This is a genomic window from Neorhizobium sp. 2083, assembly GCF_031455615.1.
In the GTDB taxonomy this organism is placed as follows: domain Bacteria; phylum Pseudomonadota; class Alphaproteobacteria; order Rhizobiales; family Rhizobiaceae; genus Neorhizobium.
In genome coordinates this window covers 806,703-822,754 of the sequence record NZ_JAVDTC010000002.1, presented here as the reverse complement: position 1 = coordinate 822,754, position 16,052 = coordinate 806,703, and the positions used below count along the sequence as shown (strand labels likewise).

16 protein-coding genes are annotated in these 16,052 nt (G+C 63.2%); 13 read left to right on the top strand and 3 right to left on the bottom strand.

Annotated features, from left to right (window positions below):
• Window positions 1-7 precede the first annotated feature (7 nt).
• From J2X76_RS12225 to J2X76_RS12190, 8 genes are all read left to right on the top strand, one after another.
• A complete protein-coding gene (locus J2X76_RS12225) occupies window positions 8-934 on the top strand; it encodes a sugar ABC transporter permease (protein WP_310216281.1) in 927 nt (308 codons plus the stop codon).
• Entirely contained in the window at window positions 931-1,824 is an 894-nt protein-coding gene (locus J2X76_RS12220; protein WP_113127904.1) for a carbohydrate ABC transporter permease, read from the top strand. Before J2X76_RS12225 ends, J2X76_RS12220 begins: the two co-directional genes overlap by 4 nt.
• Before the next feature lie 6 nt (window positions 1,825-1,830).
• Window positions 1,831-2,937: an ABC transporter ATP-binding protein gene (locus J2X76_RS12215; protein WP_310216277.1), complete on the top strand. Its 1,107-nt coding sequence runs from the start codon at window positions 1,831-1,833 to the stop codon at window positions 2,935-2,937.
• Window positions 2,938-3,068: 131 nt separating this feature from the next.
• Entirely contained in the window at window positions 3,069-4,928 is a 1,860-nt protein-coding gene (locus tag J2X76_RS12210) for an alpha-amylase family glycosyl hydrolase (RefSeq protein WP_310216275.1), read from the top strand.
• 100 nt (window positions 4,929-5,028) lie between these two features.
• Window positions 5,029-5,832, top strand: coding sequence for a BON domain-containing protein (locus tag J2X76_RS12205; RefSeq protein WP_310216273.1), 804 nt, complete (start codon window positions 5,029-5,031; stop codon window positions 5,830-5,832).
• Between the two features lie 65 nt (window positions 5,833-5,897).
• Entirely contained in the window at window positions 5,898-6,119 is a 222-nt protein-coding gene (locus tag J2X76_RS12200) for a hypothetical protein (protein WP_113127900.1), read from the top strand.
• 170 nt (window positions 6,120-6,289) lie between these two features.
• On the top strand, window positions 6,290-7,990 hold the full coding sequence (locus J2X76_RS12195; RefSeq protein ID WP_310216270.1) for a sensor histidine kinase: 1,701 nt from the start codon (window positions 6,290-6,292) through the stop codon (window positions 7,988-7,990).
• Window positions 7,991-8,072: 82 nt separating this feature from the next.
• Entirely contained in the window at window positions 8,073-9,152 is a 1,080-nt protein-coding gene (locus J2X76_RS12190) for a DNA topoisomerase IB (RefSeq protein WP_310216558.1), read from the top strand.
• Window position 9,153: 1 nt separating this feature from the next.
• On the opposite strand, the gene J2X76_RS12185 is transcribed toward J2X76_RS12190, so the two are convergent.
• Together J2X76_RS12185 and J2X76_RS12180 are read right to left on the bottom strand one after the other, a co-directional pair.
• Entirely contained in the window at window positions 9,154-9,714 is a 561-nt protein-coding gene (locus J2X76_RS12185) for a type 1 glutamine amidotransferase domain-containing protein (RefSeq protein ID WP_113127899.1), read from the bottom strand.
• A gap of 58 nt (window positions 9,715-9,772) precedes the next feature.
• Window positions 9,773-9,970 carry a hypothetical protein gene (locus J2X76_RS12180; protein ID WP_162732237.1) on the bottom strand — a complete coding sequence of 66 codons (198 nt, stop codon included), beginning with the start codon at window positions 9,968-9,970 and terminating at the stop codon, window positions 9,773-9,775.
• A 319-nt stretch (window positions 9,971-10,289) separates the two neighbouring features.
• On the opposite strand from J2X76_RS12180, the gene coxB reads away from it, so the two are divergent.
• From coxB to J2X76_RS12155, 5 genes are read left to right on the top strand one after another with little or no spacing between them, the layout of a single operon-like run.
• On the top strand, window positions 10,290-11,237 hold the full coding sequence (gene coxB / locus J2X76_RS12175; RefSeq protein ID WP_310216267.1) for a cytochrome c oxidase subunit II: 948 nt from the start codon (window positions 10,290-10,292) through the stop codon (window positions 11,235-11,237).
• On the top strand, window positions 11,234-13,750 hold the full coding sequence (gene ctaD / locus J2X76_RS12170; protein WP_310216264.1) for a cytochrome c oxidase subunit I: 2,517 nt from the start codon (window positions 11,234-11,236) through the stop codon (window positions 13,748-13,750). Before coxB ends, ctaD begins: the two co-directional genes overlap by 4 nt.
• Entirely contained in the window at window positions 13,747-14,130 is a 384-nt protein-coding gene (locus J2X76_RS12165) for a hypothetical protein (protein WP_113127895.1), read from the top strand. Before ctaD ends, J2X76_RS12165 begins: the two co-directional genes overlap by 4 nt.
• Complete coding sequence (locus J2X76_RS12160) at window positions 14,127-14,771, top strand: cytochrome c oxidase assembly protein (protein ID WP_310216260.1); 645 nt, start codon at window positions 14,127-14,129, stop codon at window positions 14,769-14,771. Before J2X76_RS12165 ends, J2X76_RS12160 begins: the two co-directional genes overlap by 4 nt.
• Window positions 14,768-15,832 carry a c-type cytochrome gene (locus J2X76_RS12155; protein ID WP_310216258.1) on the top strand — a complete coding sequence of 355 codons (1,065 nt, stop codon included), beginning with the start codon at window positions 14,768-14,770 and terminating at the stop codon, window positions 15,830-15,832. Before J2X76_RS12160 ends, J2X76_RS12155 begins: the two co-directional genes overlap by 4 nt.
• 37 nt (window positions 15,833-15,869) lie before the next feature.
• Here J2X76_RS12155 and J2X76_RS12150 read toward each other — a convergent pair whose 3' ends face one another.
• Complete coding sequence (locus tag J2X76_RS12150; RefSeq protein WP_310216256.1) at window positions 15,870-15,992, bottom strand: hypothetical protein; 123 nt, start codon at window positions 15,990-15,992, stop codon at window positions 15,870-15,872.
• Window positions 15,993-16,052: the final 60 nt, after the last annotated feature.

Here is a 16,052-nt window from a genome sequence, read left to right as displayed (position 1 = left end):
GGTCATGATGACGACAATCGAACCGGTTTCGGTCGTGGAACCGCAAAGACAGCGAAGCACATTCGCCGACGGATTGCGTAACGCGCTGCCGAAGATCGTGCTGGCGCCCTCGTTCGCGGTGATCCTCGTCTTCGTCTATGGCTTCATCCTCTGGACGGTCTACCTTTCCTTCACGACCTCGCGCATCCTGCCGGTCTACAAATGGGGCGGGTTCGATGCCTATTATCGCCTCTGGTCGCAGCCGAACTGGTATGTGGCGATGCAGAACCTGGCGATCTTCGGGGTTCTCTATATCGGCATCTGCATCGCGCTCGGGCTTGGCATCGCCATCCTGATGGACCAGCGCATCCGCGCCGAAGGCGTGCTGCGGCCGATCTTCCTCTATCCGATGGCGCTCTCCTTCGTCGTCACCGGCACCGCCTGGAAATGGTTCCTCAACCCCGGCCTCGGGCTCGAGAACACCATGCACAATCTCGGCTGGACGAGCTTCAAGTTCGACTGGCTGGTCAACCCCAATATGGCGATCTACACCGTCGTCATCGCCGGGGTCTGGCAGGCATCCGGTTTCGTCATGGCGATGTTCCTGGCCGGTCTTCGCGGCATCGACGGGGAGATCATCAAGGCCGCCCAGATCGACGGCGCATCGAGTGTGTCGATCTACCGCCGGATCATCATCCCGCTCCTGCGTCCCGTCTTCCTGTCCGCCTTCATCGTGCTCGCGCACATGGCGATCAAGTCCTATGACCTGGTCATCGCGCTGACCGGCGGCGGACCGGGCAATGCGACCGAGCTGCCTTCCACCTTCATGTATTCCTACACGTTCACGCGCAACCAGATGGCCGTCGGTTCGGCGAGCGCGGTGATGATGCTGATGGGGATCACCGCGATCATCGTGCCCTATCTCTATTCCGAGCTTCGGGAGAAGCAGTCATGAGCGCCGCCAACGAAACCGCCAACGGGACGGTAAGCGCCGGCGGCGCCCGCACCGCCCGCTATTTCATCTATGCCGCGCTCGTCATCCTGGCGCTGGTCTATCTTCTGCCGCTCTATGTGATGCTGTCGACATCGCTGAAATCGCTGGACGAAATCCGCGGCGGCGACATGCTGGCGCTGCCGCGCGATCCGTCGGTGGCCGCCTGGGTGCGCGCCTGGGGCGAGGCTTGCATCGGCGTCTCCTGCGTCGGCATCAAGGGCTATTTCTGGAACTCCATCAAGATGGTGGTTCCGGCGGTCGCCATCTCGACCCTGCTCGGCGCGCTCAACGGCTATGTGCTGACCAAGTGGCGTTTTCCGGGCCACAAGCTGGTGTTCGGCATGATGCTGTTTGCCTGCTTCATTCCGTTCCAGGCGGTGCTGATTCCGATGGCGCGCCTGCTCGGCACGTTCGGCCTTTCGAACTCCACCGCCGGCCTCGTGCTCGTGCACGTGATCTACGGCCTCGGCTTCACCACGCTGTTCTTCCGCAACTATTACGAAGCCTTCCCGGACGAGCTGGTGAAGGCCGCGATGATCGACGGCGCGGGTTTCTTCCGGATCTTCTGGCGCATCCTGCTGCCGAGTTCGGGGCCGATCATCGTGGTGACGGTCATCTACCAGTTCACCAATATCTGGAACGACTTCCTGTTCGGCGTGTCCTTCTCGTCCGGCACGTCCTCGCCGATGACGGTGGCGCTCAACAACCTCGTTGCCTCCTCCACCGGCGTCAAGGAGTACAATGTCGATATGGCGGCTGCCGTGTTCGCAGCGCTTCCGACGCTGTTCGTTTATGTCGTCGCCGGACGCTATTTCGTGCGTGGCCTGATGGCCGGCGCAGTCAAGGGATAACCGCACATGAGCTTTCTTGAAATCAAGGATATTCGCAAGAAGATCGGCAATAACGAGATCCTGAAGGGCATCAATATCGAGCTCGAAAAGGGCGGATTCCTGGTTCTCGTGGGCCCATCCGGCTGCGGCAAGTCGACCCTGCTCAATGCGATCGCCGGTCTCCTGCCGCCGTCGTCGGGCGACATCGTCATCGACGGGCAGGTGGTCAACGACCTGCATCCGTCGAAGCGCGACATCGCCATGGTCTTCCAGTCCTATGCGCTCTATCCGAATATGACGGTGGAGGAAAACATCGCGTTTGCGCTGGAAATGCGCGGCGTGGACAAGGCGCAGCGCGAGGCGGCGGTCAAGCAGGTCGCCAAGACGCTGCAGATCGAGCATCTCCTGACCCGCCGGCCGAGCCAGCTTTCCGGCGGCCAGCGCCAGCGCGTCGCCATGGGCCGGGCGCTGGTGCGCCAGCCGCGCGTCTTCCTGTTCGACGAGCCGCTGTCCAATCTCGACGCCAAGCTGCGTGTCGAGGTGCGGGCCGAAATCAAGGCGCTGCACCAGAATACCCATGCCACGATCGTCTACGTCACCCATGACCAGATCGAGGCGATGACGCTCGCCACCAAGATCGTCGTGCTGAAAGAGGGCATGGTGCAGCAGGTCGGGACGCCCGCCGAAATCTACGGCCGCCCGGCCAACCTCTTCGTCGCCGACTTCATGGGTTCGCCGGCGATGAACATGCTGAAGGGCAAGGTCGTTTCTTCGGGCGGCGCCCGGAGCATCGCGTTGTTCGGCAATGAAGGCGTCACCGTCGCCATGCCGCCATCCGTGACCACCACGCTCGCCGATGGCAAGGATGTCATTCTCGGCCTTCGCCCCGAAACGATCACCGATGCCGGGCTCGTCGATCCGCAGGCACGCGCCACCGCCCATATCGAGGCGGAGGTGACGATGATCGAGCCGACCGGGTCCGACACCTTCGTCACCGGCAGGCTGGACGGCGCGACCTTCACCGCCCGCACTCGCTCCGACGCGCATGTCGAACTCGGGCAGAAGTTCCCCTTCTCCTTCAATCTGGACAAGGCCGTGGTCTTCGATCCGCAGACGACCAGCCGAATCGACTGAACGGGCGGCTAATCTCGCCTGCAGTCGACCGCCTTATTTTAATATAGCGATTACAATATGTTAGGCGCGTGTGGGGAACCTTTCCCCGCGGACCTGTATTTCCTTGGGACGTTTGCAGCCGAGGAGATATCATGTCGCTGACGCGAGATTTCACGCCGTTCGATTCGCGAAACGAGGGTTTTGACCTCCCGTCCCGCCGTGCATTTCCCAAGTCCTGGGGAGCGGAATATCTCGGTGACGGCGAGGTGCTTTTCCGGATCTGGGCGCCGGACCTGGAGCGCGTGCGGCTGCAGATCGCCGGCCGCAACCGGGAAATGCTGCCGGCCGGCGAGGGCTGGTTCACCTTGACGACAGACGGTCTGGCGGAGGGTACGCCCTATCAGTTTTTGATGCCGGACGGCGTGCTTGTGGCGGATCCCGCTTCGCGCGCCCAGGATGGCGGCGTTCATGGGCCTTCGCTCGTCATCGATCCCACCTCCTACCGATGGGAACGGCCGGACTGGAAGGGCCATGCCTGGGAGGAGGCCGTTCTCTATGAGATCCATATCGGCGCCTTTACCGAGGAGGGCACTTTTCGCGCCGCCGCCGAGCGGTTGCGGGAGATCGCTTCGCTTGGCGTGACGATGCTGCAGATCATGCCCGTCAACCAGTTTGCCGGCAGCCGTGGCTGGGGTTACGACAGCGTACTCCCTTATGCGCCGCATCACGCCTATGGCGAACCGGACGACATGAAGGCCTTCGTCGATGCCGCGCATCGACACGGCCTCTCGGTCATGCTCGATGTGGTTTATGACCGTTTAGGCCCGGGCGGCAGCGTGTTCGAGCCCTATTTGCCGTCCTTTTTCAACCTCGGGCGTACCACGCCCCGCGGGCCGGCAATCGATTTCAGCCAGGGCCCGGTGCGACGGTTCTTCATCGAAAATGCGCTTTATTGGCTGGAGGAATTCAATCTCGACGGCCTGCGGCTCCATGCGGTCGACCAGGTCCACGACGATGCCTCGCAGATGCACGTGCTTTGGGAACTGGCAAAGCGGGTTCAGCGGGAGGTGACCGGCCGGCGGCGTCATCTCACGATCGAGGATAACCGCAACATCACCCACTATCTGGAGCGCAGTCGGTCCGGCAAAGCCATGCTTTACGATGCGGTCGTGAACCATGGCATCCCTCAGGCGGCGAACGAGATTGCGACAGCCGAGAGGGTCGGTCATGCCGGCTCTGGCGGGGAAGATCCGGTGGGCAAGCTTGCCAGGGGGCTGGCGGAAGGTTTTATCACCCGGGGCGGAACCGGGCAGGATGGCGGCGCGGGCAGTGAGCCGAGCGGCCACCTGCCGCCCACGGCCTTCATCAACGCTCTGCAGAACCACCAAGAGGCGGGCAATCGCGCCCGTGGCGAGCGGCTGATCTCGCTCGCGGATCCGCGGATGCTGAGGGTGATGACAGCGGTCCTGATCCTGTCGCCGCAGGTCCCGCAACTCTTCATGGGCGAGGACTACGGCGAGAGCCGGGAATTCCGTTTCTTCGGCGATTATGATGACGGGCCCGGCAGGGCGGCCGAGGGCAACATCTCCGGCGAAACCAGGGGCCTCGACGGGGCGCCGGACGGTTTCGCGCAACGGGATGACGTCGCCGATCCGCATGCGGCGGAGGACTTCCGGCTCTCCAAGCTGCGCTGGAACCGGGCACGGGAGCCGCAGGGGCAGGCGCATCGCGACCGCATGCGCACGCTGATCGCCAGGCGCCGCGAACATGTGGTGTCCGGCCTTCATGCGGTTGCGCCGTATTCGGGCACGGTGCTCGATGCCGCCGATGGCGTGATTGCCGTCGACTGGCGGCTGGGGGACCGGTTGCTGCAGCTTCGGGCCAATCTTTCGAAAGAGGAGAGGCGGGTCCCGCCCGTTTCCGGTGTCGTCATCCATAGCGAACCGGCGGACGTGGCCGTGGGCGACATTCTTCCGGGCCTCTCCATGACCGTGGCGGTATCGGCCAATTGAGCTTCGGCAGTCCCCGCAAAAAGCGGAACAATCCCGGGAAGGCGGGGTTGGATCAGCGTCCCGTATGGAACGGGACCAAACCAGACCGAGGAGACAGACAATGGCCAGTGGAAATCATTCCCAATCGGGCGGGTATCGAAACGACCGGATGCGCGACGAGCGTGATTACGCCCGCGAATCCTCCAGCGATTATCGCCCGGGCGATACCGGTTATGTGCGTGGTTTCAGCGACGATCTGCGGAGCGGCGATCCAAATCGGGAGGACGGCGATCGTTCGCGTTTCTCCCGCTACGGCCGCAGCGAACAGTGGGCCTCCGACGACGGCGGGTTCGAGGCGGGCTACGGCGATTCCGAACGCTCGCAGGCCTGGGCTCGCGATTCCTATCGCGGCAGGCCTTCCTCGTTCAGCTACGAACCGGGCCGCAACCGCGTCAATCAGGCCTATGGCGACCGTTACGGTTCGGACTACCGTTTTGGCGACGAAAACCGTCAGCGCTCGGACAATCGCTTCCGCGGATCGGAAGATCATGGCGGCGGCCGGCGCGGCTTCATGGAACGGGCGGGCGATGAAGTGGCGTCGTGGTTTGGCGACGAGGATGCGGAACGTCGCCGGATGATGGACGAGCATCGCGGAAAAGGGCCGAAAGGCTACCAGCGCTCCGACGCCCGCATCGAGGAAGACGTCAATGACCGGCTGAGCGACGACCCGGTACTCGACGCATCCAATATCACCGTGACGGTGCAGGGTTCGGAGGTGACGCTCGACGGTTTCGTATCCAGCCGCTGGGACAAACGCCGCGCCGAGGACCTGGTGGATGACGTTTCCGGCGTCCGGCACGTGCAGAACAACCTGCGGATCAACAACAATCCGACCGATACGCTGACCGGTTCGACCACGATCTGACCCGGCCCGGATTCACGCGTCAGGCCGCTGACGGTGGCCTGACTTTCATGCGGCAAGGAGACATCATGACCAAAACCGACGATACCGCCCGGATCCGCAAGGATGCCGAAGGACAATATGCGAAATCCCAGGCCGATCCCAAATCCAACGGCGTAGCGAGTGCCAAGCCGACGGTAATAACCGGTTCGGACGACGCGACCGAGCATCGCGATCCGCCGGGCAAAAAGAGTTCGAAGCCGGATTGGGACGTCAATTTCGACGTGGGGGAGCGGCCTCGGCACACGTGACCGGTGGCGTTCCGCTCAAACATATCGCCGGCAATCAATCCTTGGCCCGGCGTCCAAAACCGGCTAGAAAAGCCCCGCTAGAATATTAGCAGATGGCGGGACACGGAAATGGGCAATGCCGGCAGGTGGTACAGGCACCTGCAGCCTCTTCTATAGGGTAAATGCGCGGGATGTTTAGAATTTCGCGGTTTTTCCCAACGGCGCCGATCGGTGCCTATCTGGTTGCTCTCGCGGCTGGGGTGGCATTGCCGTTGCTGGTTTTCGTCGGCTATCTGATGATGGAGCTGGAGGCAAACGAACGGGAGATTCTGGCGGGCGAGACCGCCGAGGACGCGCAGCTCATCGCCCGCTCGATCGACCGCGAACTGCAGGACATGGCGACCACGTTGAGGCTGCTGGTCACCTCGCCGGAACTCGAAGCGGGCGACCTGCGCGCCTTCCACAACCGGACCCAGAACAGCCTTCGTTCCAATTCCCTCTATATTCTTGTCGTCAATGCGGATGGCCAGCAAAGGCTCAACACCCGTGTGCCGTTCGACGCGCCGCTCGGCAAGGTCTCCAACATGCCTGCGCTGCAGTCCGCGCTGAACAGCGGCGTCACCGAGGTCTCCAACGTCTTTTTCGGGGCCACCAGCGGCAAGCACGTCTTCAACATCACCATGCCCCTGCCCAGGGAGATTTCCTATTCGGGCGCTGCGATGATCATGACGCAGAATGCCGAGGATCTGCAGAAGCTGATCTCGACGGAAGGTCTTCCTGCCGGCTGGTCGGTTGCGGTGATCGATGGGGCAGGGCAGGTGGTAACCTCGCTCGGCGCCCATGGGCTCACGTCCGGCACGGCGTTTCCTTCCGACACGCTCAAGCTGATGACGGGCTTCAAGGGCACGATCGAGGACATGGACGGACGTCGGCGGCAGATGTACGGCTATGCCCAGATCACCGGCTGGACCTGGAAAGCGGTCGTCTGGGGGCCTATCGATGCGGCGCAGGCGAGCATTCTTACGACCTGGCGGCAGTTGATCGCCGGTGGAGCGATCTTCCTTGCCGTCGCGATGCTGATTGCATGGCTCGTCGGTCGCCAGCTTCGGATACCGATCCGGCAGATCGCCCAAATGGCGGAGCGGATCGGCAAGGGCGAGATCGTCTCGCCGGTGGAAACCAAGATCCGCGAGGCGAACCAGGTGGCCATAGCGCTCTCGAACGCCTCGTTCGATCGCAGCGAGGCGGAGGACCGCATCCACCTCATCCTGCATGAGCTGGTGCACCGAACCAAGAACATCCTCACGCTGATCCAGGCGATGATGCGCCAGCTGGCGCGTCAGGACACGACGATGGAAGAGTTCCAGAAGGCGATCAGCACCCGCCTCCAGGGTCTCGGCAAATCGATCGAGGCGCTGGCCAAGGAACAATGGGCCGGGGTCTCGATCCGTCGGGTCGTCGAAATCCACATGAGCACGTTTGCGGACGTGGCGGACCGCGTCGAGCTGCAGGGGACGGATTTTGTCCTGAAGGCCGAAGCGGTGCAGAATCTCGGGCTGATCCTGCATGAGCTTGCTACCAATTCGGTGAAATATGGGGCGCTGTCCGTGCCGCAGGGCAAGGTGCGCATCAGCTGGAAAGACCTGATCGGCGAGGACGACGGCGAAGGCAGGCTCGAGCTTGTCTGGGAGGAGAGAAACGGCCCGGCGGTGCGTGCGCCTTCGCGCACCGGTTTCGGCACGACGATCATCAAGCGCCATGCGGCGGCGGCTTTTGCAGGCCATGTCGAGGTCGACTTCCGAGACGAGGGGCTTTGCTGGACGCTGAACGCGCCGCGCTCCGCCTTTGAACGCGGCGAGGGCGCCGAAAGCCTCAAGGATATCGCCATCTAGCCGTTTTGCCGGTCTGCCTCGGAACGAAGGCAGGGGCGTCGCCGTTTGATGCGCCATGGACGCCATGCTCACCGCGATCGACATCGATCAGGATTCCCTGAAAACCATCGGCCTTACCTACGTCAGCGACACGGAACCCGGCATCCGCAGGCTCAAGCGCGGCAAGGGCTTTACCTACCGCCTGCCGGACGGCACGCTGCTGGCCGATCCGGAGCACCGCCTGCGGATCTCGTCGCTCGGCCTGCCGCCTGCCTATGATAATGTCTGGATCTGCCTCGATCCGCGTGGACATTTGCAGGCGACGGGCTACGATTCCCGCGGCCGCAAGCAGTATCGCTATCACGTCGATTGGCAGAATTTCCGTAGCGAGCGCAAGTTCGACCAGCTTGTGCGGTTCGGCGAGGCCCTGCCGCGCATCCGCCGCAAGGCGAAACGCGATCTACAGCTCGGGCTCGACAGATCCGATGCGGTGATCGCGGCGCTGGTGGTCCTGATGGATGCGACGCATCTCAGGGTCGGCAATCGGCTTTATGCCAAGCAAAACAAGACCTATGGCGCGACCACGCTGCTGAAGCGCCACATGACGCTGTCAGGCGAGGCGATCATGCTGCGCTTCGTGGCCAAGGGCGGGCAGCGCGTCCAGCACACGCTGAAACATCCCCGCCTTCAGCGCATTCTGGAAGAGATCGCCGATCTGCCGGGCCGGCAGCTGTTTTCATGGCCGGACGAACAGGGCGTGCCGCATCCGATCGATTCAGGCCGGCTGAACGCTTATCTTGCCAAGGCCGCCGGCTTTGCCGTCTCCGCCAAGACGTTCCGCACCTGGGGCGGCAGTCTCGCCGCGCTGATGGCGGCCTGGGAGGTGGTGGAAGAGGAGGGCAGGCGACCCAAGATCAAGGCGATGTGCAAGGCTGCGTCGCAAGCGCTCCACAACACGCCGGCGGTCTGCCGCTCGAGCTATATCCACCCGAGCATTCTGGCGCTTTCGGAGGACATCTCGCCGCTGGAAACGGTGATGAGGGACAAGGCGGTGCTGAACGGGCCCAAGGAGTTGCGTGCCAACGAACGGCGGCTTCTGGCTTTCCTGAAGCAAGTTTCAGCCACTTGCGCGACGACCGCCCGCGAGGAGGTTGCGGGCGGCCGGGGCCGGGTTTGCGTCTAAGTTACGCTGCCCGGCGATTGTGGCGTCCTTCCTGGACTTCCTCGACGATCTTGGCCACGAATTGCGGCAGATCTTCGGGCGAGCGCGAGGTGATGATGCCGTTGTCGACCACGACGGCCTCATCCTTCCACGAGGCGCCGGCATTGCGGATATCGGTGCGGATCGAACGATAGGACGTCGCCTTGCGGCCGCGAAGCGCATCGGCTTCCACCAGCAGCCAGGGGCCATGGCAGATCGCCGCGACCGGCTTGCCGCTCTTGACGAAGTCGCGCACGACCTTCATCGCATCCTCGTCGTTGCGCAGGATGTCGGGGTTGATCTGGCCGCCCGGCAGCACGAGGGCATCGAATTCCTCGGCCTTGACGTTTTTGGCCTCCAGATCGACCGGGACGGTGTCGCCCCAGTCCTTCTTGTCCCAGCTCTTGATCTCGCCCGCCTTGATGGAAGCGATCTTGACGTCGGCCCCGCGTTTTCTCAGTTCCTCCATGGGGACGCGCAGCTCCGACCGTTCGTAGCCGTCGGCTGCGAGGATCAGGATGTTGGCGGACTCGATGGTGGTCATTCTGGTCTCCTTTTGTTGAACGGTCTTGTCATTCACGATCTTGGCCGGGTCGAATGTCTCAAAGCCGGCCGGTCGAGAGGTCCCGGCCGTTGATGGAGGCGGGGACGCTGATTTCTTCGCGAGGCGATTTCGGCAAGGGAAGGACTACCGCGTCCGGTACGACGACCTGCAGTTCCTCCGGATGGGCCACCGCAAACGTCTTCTTCTGCTGCGTGCCGGTGAGCCTGTTTCTGAGCATTTTTAGAAAGTGTCTCATGATTTTCTCCCGTCGCGAAAGCCGGGCACTTGCCCGTCACAACGGGGCAAACCCATCGCAAAAGGATTCGTTCCATCTTTTTCACAGCCGGTTACACAAAGTTATCCGGCGTCTGGAACAAAATTCAGGGTACTGCGTTCGGGCCCGAATGTTTTGCGGCCTCTCTGCCGCGGCCTCTCTGCCGGGTACATGTCGAATGAACGATGACCGCTTGACCGGCTCATGCCGGCCAATCCGATCAAGAAGCCGTATCGGGCGGCAGGGCGTTCCGGGCTGCCAACGGCGGAGAGCTCGACCGGTCTTCTTCATCCCGGCTCTCTTGCCCCTTATTTCCGCCTGCTCCGGTATCCAGTCGGCGCTCGATCCGGCGGGGCGCGAGGCGGCGGATGTCGCTACCCTGTTTTTTGCGATGCTGGTCGGCGGTGTGGTCATCTGGGCCGGCACGGTCGGCATGCTGTTCTATGCCGCGCGCAAGAGGCGGGTTCATTCGGAAAAGGCGGCGGGCCGGGTCATCCTCTGGTGCGGCGCGGTCCTGCCGACCGTCATTCTCGCGTCGCTGCTCTCCTATGCGGTCTGGCTGATGCCGAATATCCGTCCCTGGTTCGGGGGCACGGACGGCGGCATGCGCCGCATCGAGGTGACCGGCGAGCAGTTCTGGTGGCGGGTGCGGTATCTTGAAGACGGCGGTCAACCTGCGTTCGAGACGGCCAACGAGGTGCGCATACCGGTCGGCGAACGTGTCGTCTTTTCGCTGAGATCGCCCGATGTCATCCACTCCTTCTGGATCCCGGTGCTCGGCGGCAAGATGGACATGATCCCCGGCCGCGAGAACCGGCTGACGCTGCTTGCCGAAAAGCCCGGTACCTATCGCGGCGTCTGCGCCGAATTCTGCGGGACGTCGCATGCGCTGATGGCCTTCACCGTGCTCGCCATGGAGAAACAGGCCTTCGAGGACTGGTTGGCTGCACGTCGGAACTCGTCCGGAGGGCGGGATGCCGAAGGGCTGGCGTCCTTTCTCCGCCACGGCTGTTCCGCCTGCCACGCGATTTCCGGCACGCAAGCGCAGGGCACGATCGGGCCGGATCTCACCGCCTTCGGCGAGCGCGGGACGGTCGGGGCGGGTACGCGGCCCAATCTCGAGGAGCACGTCGCAAGCTTCATCCGCGATCCGGGGAAGATCAAGCCCGAGGCTCGCATGCCGCATTTTTCCATGCTGCCGGATGCCGAAATCGAGCGGATCGCTGCCTATCTGAAAGGGCTCAGATGACCGTGGAACTCGGCAATTTTTCGCCGGAAGAGCGTGCGGCCCAGGAGGAGCGGCTCCGCAAGACCTGGGAAACGCCGAAGGGCATCCGCTACTGGACTTCGGTCAACAACAGCGAGATCGGCCTCTGGTATGGCGTCACCGCCTTCGCCTTCATGCTGTTTGCCGGCCTGCTCGGGCTTTTGATGCGGCTGCAGCTGGCGGTGCCGGAGAACGATTTCATCTCGGCCGAGCTGTTCAACCAGGCCTTCACGCTGCATGGCACGGTGATGATGTTCCTGTTCGCGGTGCCGATTTTCGAGGCGGTGGCGATCTTCCTTCTGCCGTCCATGCTCGGCGCCCGGGAGCTTCCGTTCCCGCGGCTCTCCGCCTTCGGCTTCTGGAGCTTTCTTCTCGGCGGCGTCTTCGTCTGTGGCTCGATCTTCTTCAATGCCGCTCCCAACGCCGGCTGGTTCATGTATCCGCCGCTTGCGACCGACGACGAATATGCCGGCATCGGCGCGGACATCTGGCTGCTCGGCCTGTCCTTCATCGAGGTGGCGTCGATCGCCGCCGCCGTCGAGATCATCGTCGGCATCATGAAATGCCGGGCGCCCGGAATGCGCATCAACCTGATGCCGATGTTTGCCTGGTATCTCCTGATCGTCGCGGGCATGATCCTGTTCGCCTTTCCGCCGCTGATCGCCGGCGACATCCTGTTCGAGATGGAACGGATGTTCGACTGGCCGTTCTTCGATGCGACGCGCGGCGGCGATCCGCTTTTATGGCAGCACCTGTTCTGGATCTTCGGGCATCCGGAGGTCTATATCATCTTCCTGCCGGCGATCGCGCTGATGGCGATGATCGTGCCGACCTTCTCGCAGCGGCCGATCGTCGGATATTCGTGGATCGTGCTCGCCGCCGTCGGCACCGGGTTCCTGAGCTTCGGGCTCTGGGTACACCATATGTTCGCGACCGGCCTGCCGCAGATCTCGCTCGCCTTCTTCTCGGCGGCGTCGGAGGCGGTCGCCATCCCGACCGGGGTGCAGATCTTCGTGTTCATCGCCACCATGCTCGCCGGCCGGGTCATCTTCTCGGTGCCGATGCTGTTCGGGGCAGGGGGACTGATCATCTTCGTGATCGGCGGGCTGACGGGCGTCATGGTGGCGCTCGTGCCATTCGACTGGCAGGCGCACGACACCTATTTCGTCGTCGCCCACCTGCATTACGTGCTGATTGGCGGCATGCTGTTTCCGGTCGTCGCCGGCATCTATTATTATTTCCCCTTCGTGACGGGAAAGAAGCTCAGCGACGCCTGGGGCAAAACCGCCTTCTGGCTGATGTTTGCGGGTTTCAACATCGCTTTCTTCCCGATGCATCTTTCCGGGCTGCGCGGCATGCCGCGACGGGTTTTCACCTATCCGCAAGACATCGGCTGGGACTGGTTCAACCTCATCTCCACCATCGGCGCCTTCATCTTCGCCGCGGGCGTCGCGACCTTCGTGATCGATATCTTCCGCCCCAAACCGGGACCCGGAGAGCGTAACCTCAATCCGTGGAATTCCGGCACGCTGGAATGGACGAACGATCCGTCCGAAAGCTGGGGCATGCGATCGGTACCGATCATCACCAGCCGCTATCCGCTCTGGGACCAGCCGAACCTGCAGGCTGATATCGAGGCGGGGCGCTTCTATCTGCCGGATGCGAAATCCGGCAAGCGCGAGACGCTGGTGACCTCGGTTCTGGATGCCGAGCCGATCCAGTGCCTGCGGGTCGGCGGGGTCTCCTATGTGACGATCATCGCGGCATTGGCGCTCGGAGGCGTGTTCATCGCGCTGACGTTCAAGCTGTGGATCACCACGATCGTTTTTGCGATCGTCACCTTCGTCGCCATCATCCATTGGCTCTGGAACGGAACCGCGCCGATACCGGAAGCGCCGGACGTCGATGTCGGGCTCGGGCTCAAATTGCCGGTCTACGTTTCGGGGCCGGCCTCGGTCGGCTGGTGGGCGATGTTCATTACCATGGTCGGCGACGGCACGGCCTTCGCAAGCCTCGTCTTCGGTTATTTCTTCTATTGGACCATCCACAGCGACTTCACCACGACCGCGCAAGGACCGGGCGTCCTGTGGCCGATGGTGGCACTGGTGCTCTATGTCGCCGCCTGGGGGCTGACGCTGCTGGCGCGCGAACTCAACGAAAGGGGGCCGGCCGGCGCGCGGGCCGCACTCGGTGCCGCGTTCGTTTTCACGATCGCGGCCTCGCTGGCAGGTCTTGCCGGTCCCTACGTTCACGCGATGGACCCGACCTCGCATGTCTATCCGGCGATCGTCTGGATCGTTACGATCTGGACGGTCACGCATGGCGTGGTCGGCGCGGTGATGCAGGCCTATTGCCTGGCGCGCAGCCTCGCCGGCAGGATGACTGACGAATACGACCAGGATATCCGCAACGTAACGCTCTACTGGCATTTCACGGCGTTTACCGCCGTCGTCACCTTCGCGGTCCTTGGCCTGTTTCCACTGGTGAGCACATGAAGAGTTTCATTCCGCGCGAAGTCGAAACCCTCTGGACCCTGTTCACCGCCCCGGTCGTCTGGGCGCTGCATTTTGTCGTCTGCTACGGGGTGGTCGCGGTCTTCTGCGCCAAGGGCCTCGCCTCCGAGGTCTCGTTCGATACGGTGCGGATCGCACTCGGCGTCATAACCGTGCTGGCGCTGGCGATGATCGTGCTGTCGGCCTGGCTCGCCTGGCGGCAATGGGGTTTCGGCGCCGACGATCCGCCCCATGACGAGGCGACCCGCAACGCCCGCACGCTGTTCCAGGGGTTTGCGACGCTGTTGCTGTCGGGCTTGAGCTTCGTCGCCGTTCTCTACATGGCGATCCCGATGATCTTCATCGCGGAGTGCCAGCCATGAAGAAGGCGGCGCTGGTCGGCGGAATGGTCATGGTGTTCGTGCTCTGGGGGATCCTGCTTCCCTTTGCTGATCGGTCGTCCTTCTCGGTGCACATGATCGCCCATATGGGGGTCGTGGCGGGTGCCGCGCCGCTGATCGCCATCGGCCTTTCGGGGACGCGTTTCGACTTTTCTGCAAATCGCCCATGGCTGACTCCGCTCACCGCGTCGCTTGTCGAACTCTTCGCCGTCTGGATGTGGCATATTCCCGTCCTGCGGGCTCTGTCGGAATCGTCGCCGCTCATCGCGGCCTTGGAGCAGGCGGTTTTCCTCGCCGCGGGTCTTTCCCTCTGGCTCTCCTGCCTCGGTGGAGCGGCGACGGGGCGGGAGGAGCGGCGGCTCGCCGGCACGTTCGGCCTGCTCTTCACCTCCATGCACATGACGCTTCTCGGTGCGCTGCTGGCGCTTTCGCCGCGTCCGCTTTACGGTGAGGGCGAAGTGAGCTGCCTCGGCATAATGCTTTCGGCGGACGTGGACCAGCAGGCCGGCGGGGTTATCATGCTGCTGGTCGGGGCAGTGGTCTATCTTGCCGGCGGTGTGGCGCTTCTCGCCCGCACCCTCAATGACCAGGTGCCGGAGCCTTCGGGGAGGAATGGCCGATGACGATCCGCTGGAAGCATATCATCATTCTCGTGATCCTGGCGCCGCTGCTGGGGCTGGGATTTGCCTGGTCCGGGTTGATGGGCGTCCAGGCGAGCACCGGCCATTGGGCGGTGACCGACTGGTTCCTTCATTGGGTGATGCGCAATTCGATCCGCACCGCCGCTCTTTCCGTCGAGGTGCCGCCGCTCGACAATCCGGCGCTCGTGCCGCCGGCCGCCGGCCATTTCGAGACGGGTTGCGCCATCTGTCACGGCTCCCCGGCGCAGGGGCGCTCCGGCGCCGTGCTTGCCATGCTGCCGCCGCCGCCGGACCTCAAGACCGTGGTGCCAGGCTGGAGTGACGCCCAGCTCTTCGAGATCGTCAAGCACGGCGTTCGCTTTACCGGCATGCCGGCCTGGCCGGCGCAGGCGCGCGATGACGAGGTCTGGGACATGGTGGCGTTTCTGCGCAAATTGCCGGGCATGGACAGCGGCGCCTATCTGCAGGCGTCCGGCCTGCACGGCATCGGGACGGCGGGCGAAGTCTCGCCGCTGCCGATCACCTGCGAGAGCTGTCATGCGGAAAAGCGGCTCGACGGCAACAGCATCATTCCCCGGCTCACCGGCCAGTCGGAGGCCTATCTCCTGAACAGCCTGCGCGCCTATGCCCACGGCGAGCGGGCGAGCGGGATCATGAAGGTGGCAGTCGGTACCCTGTCGGAGGAGAGCCTGCCGGAGCTTGCGCGCTATTATGCCAAGCAGGCAAGGCCGCAAAGGCCTGCTGTACCGGTGGACGCACAACTGCTGGAGAAAGGCCGCGAGATTGCGGAAAGGGGAAGAGCGGCAGACAAAATTCCCGCCTGCCTCAGTTGCCACGAAAAGCCCGGCGGCAATCCCGCCTATCCGCGCATTTCGGGTCAGAACGCCCCTTATCTGGAGCGTCAGCTCCGCCTCTTCCACGCGGGTGTCCGGGGCGGATCCTCGTTCAGCCACCTGATGACCGAGACGGCACAAAAGCTGAAGGATGACGATTTTGCCGCTCTCGCGGCCTTTTTCGCCAGCCGCGAGAGCAGTGGGCCTTGAGATCAAGGCCGCTCTCCTCCCCAGGAGCTTCGAAAACTCAGACCGGGATGACCATCATGTAACAGGCGGCGATCACCAGAACGAAACCTGCTGCTTCTACCCATTCTCTGACCATCGTCGCCTCCATCGCTTCGGTCGTAAGTGAACGAGAAAGTCCCATTGTAGTTCCACGAAATGGCCATAAACGTGGCGAGATCGCCTTAAATGTGAAATCGCTTGG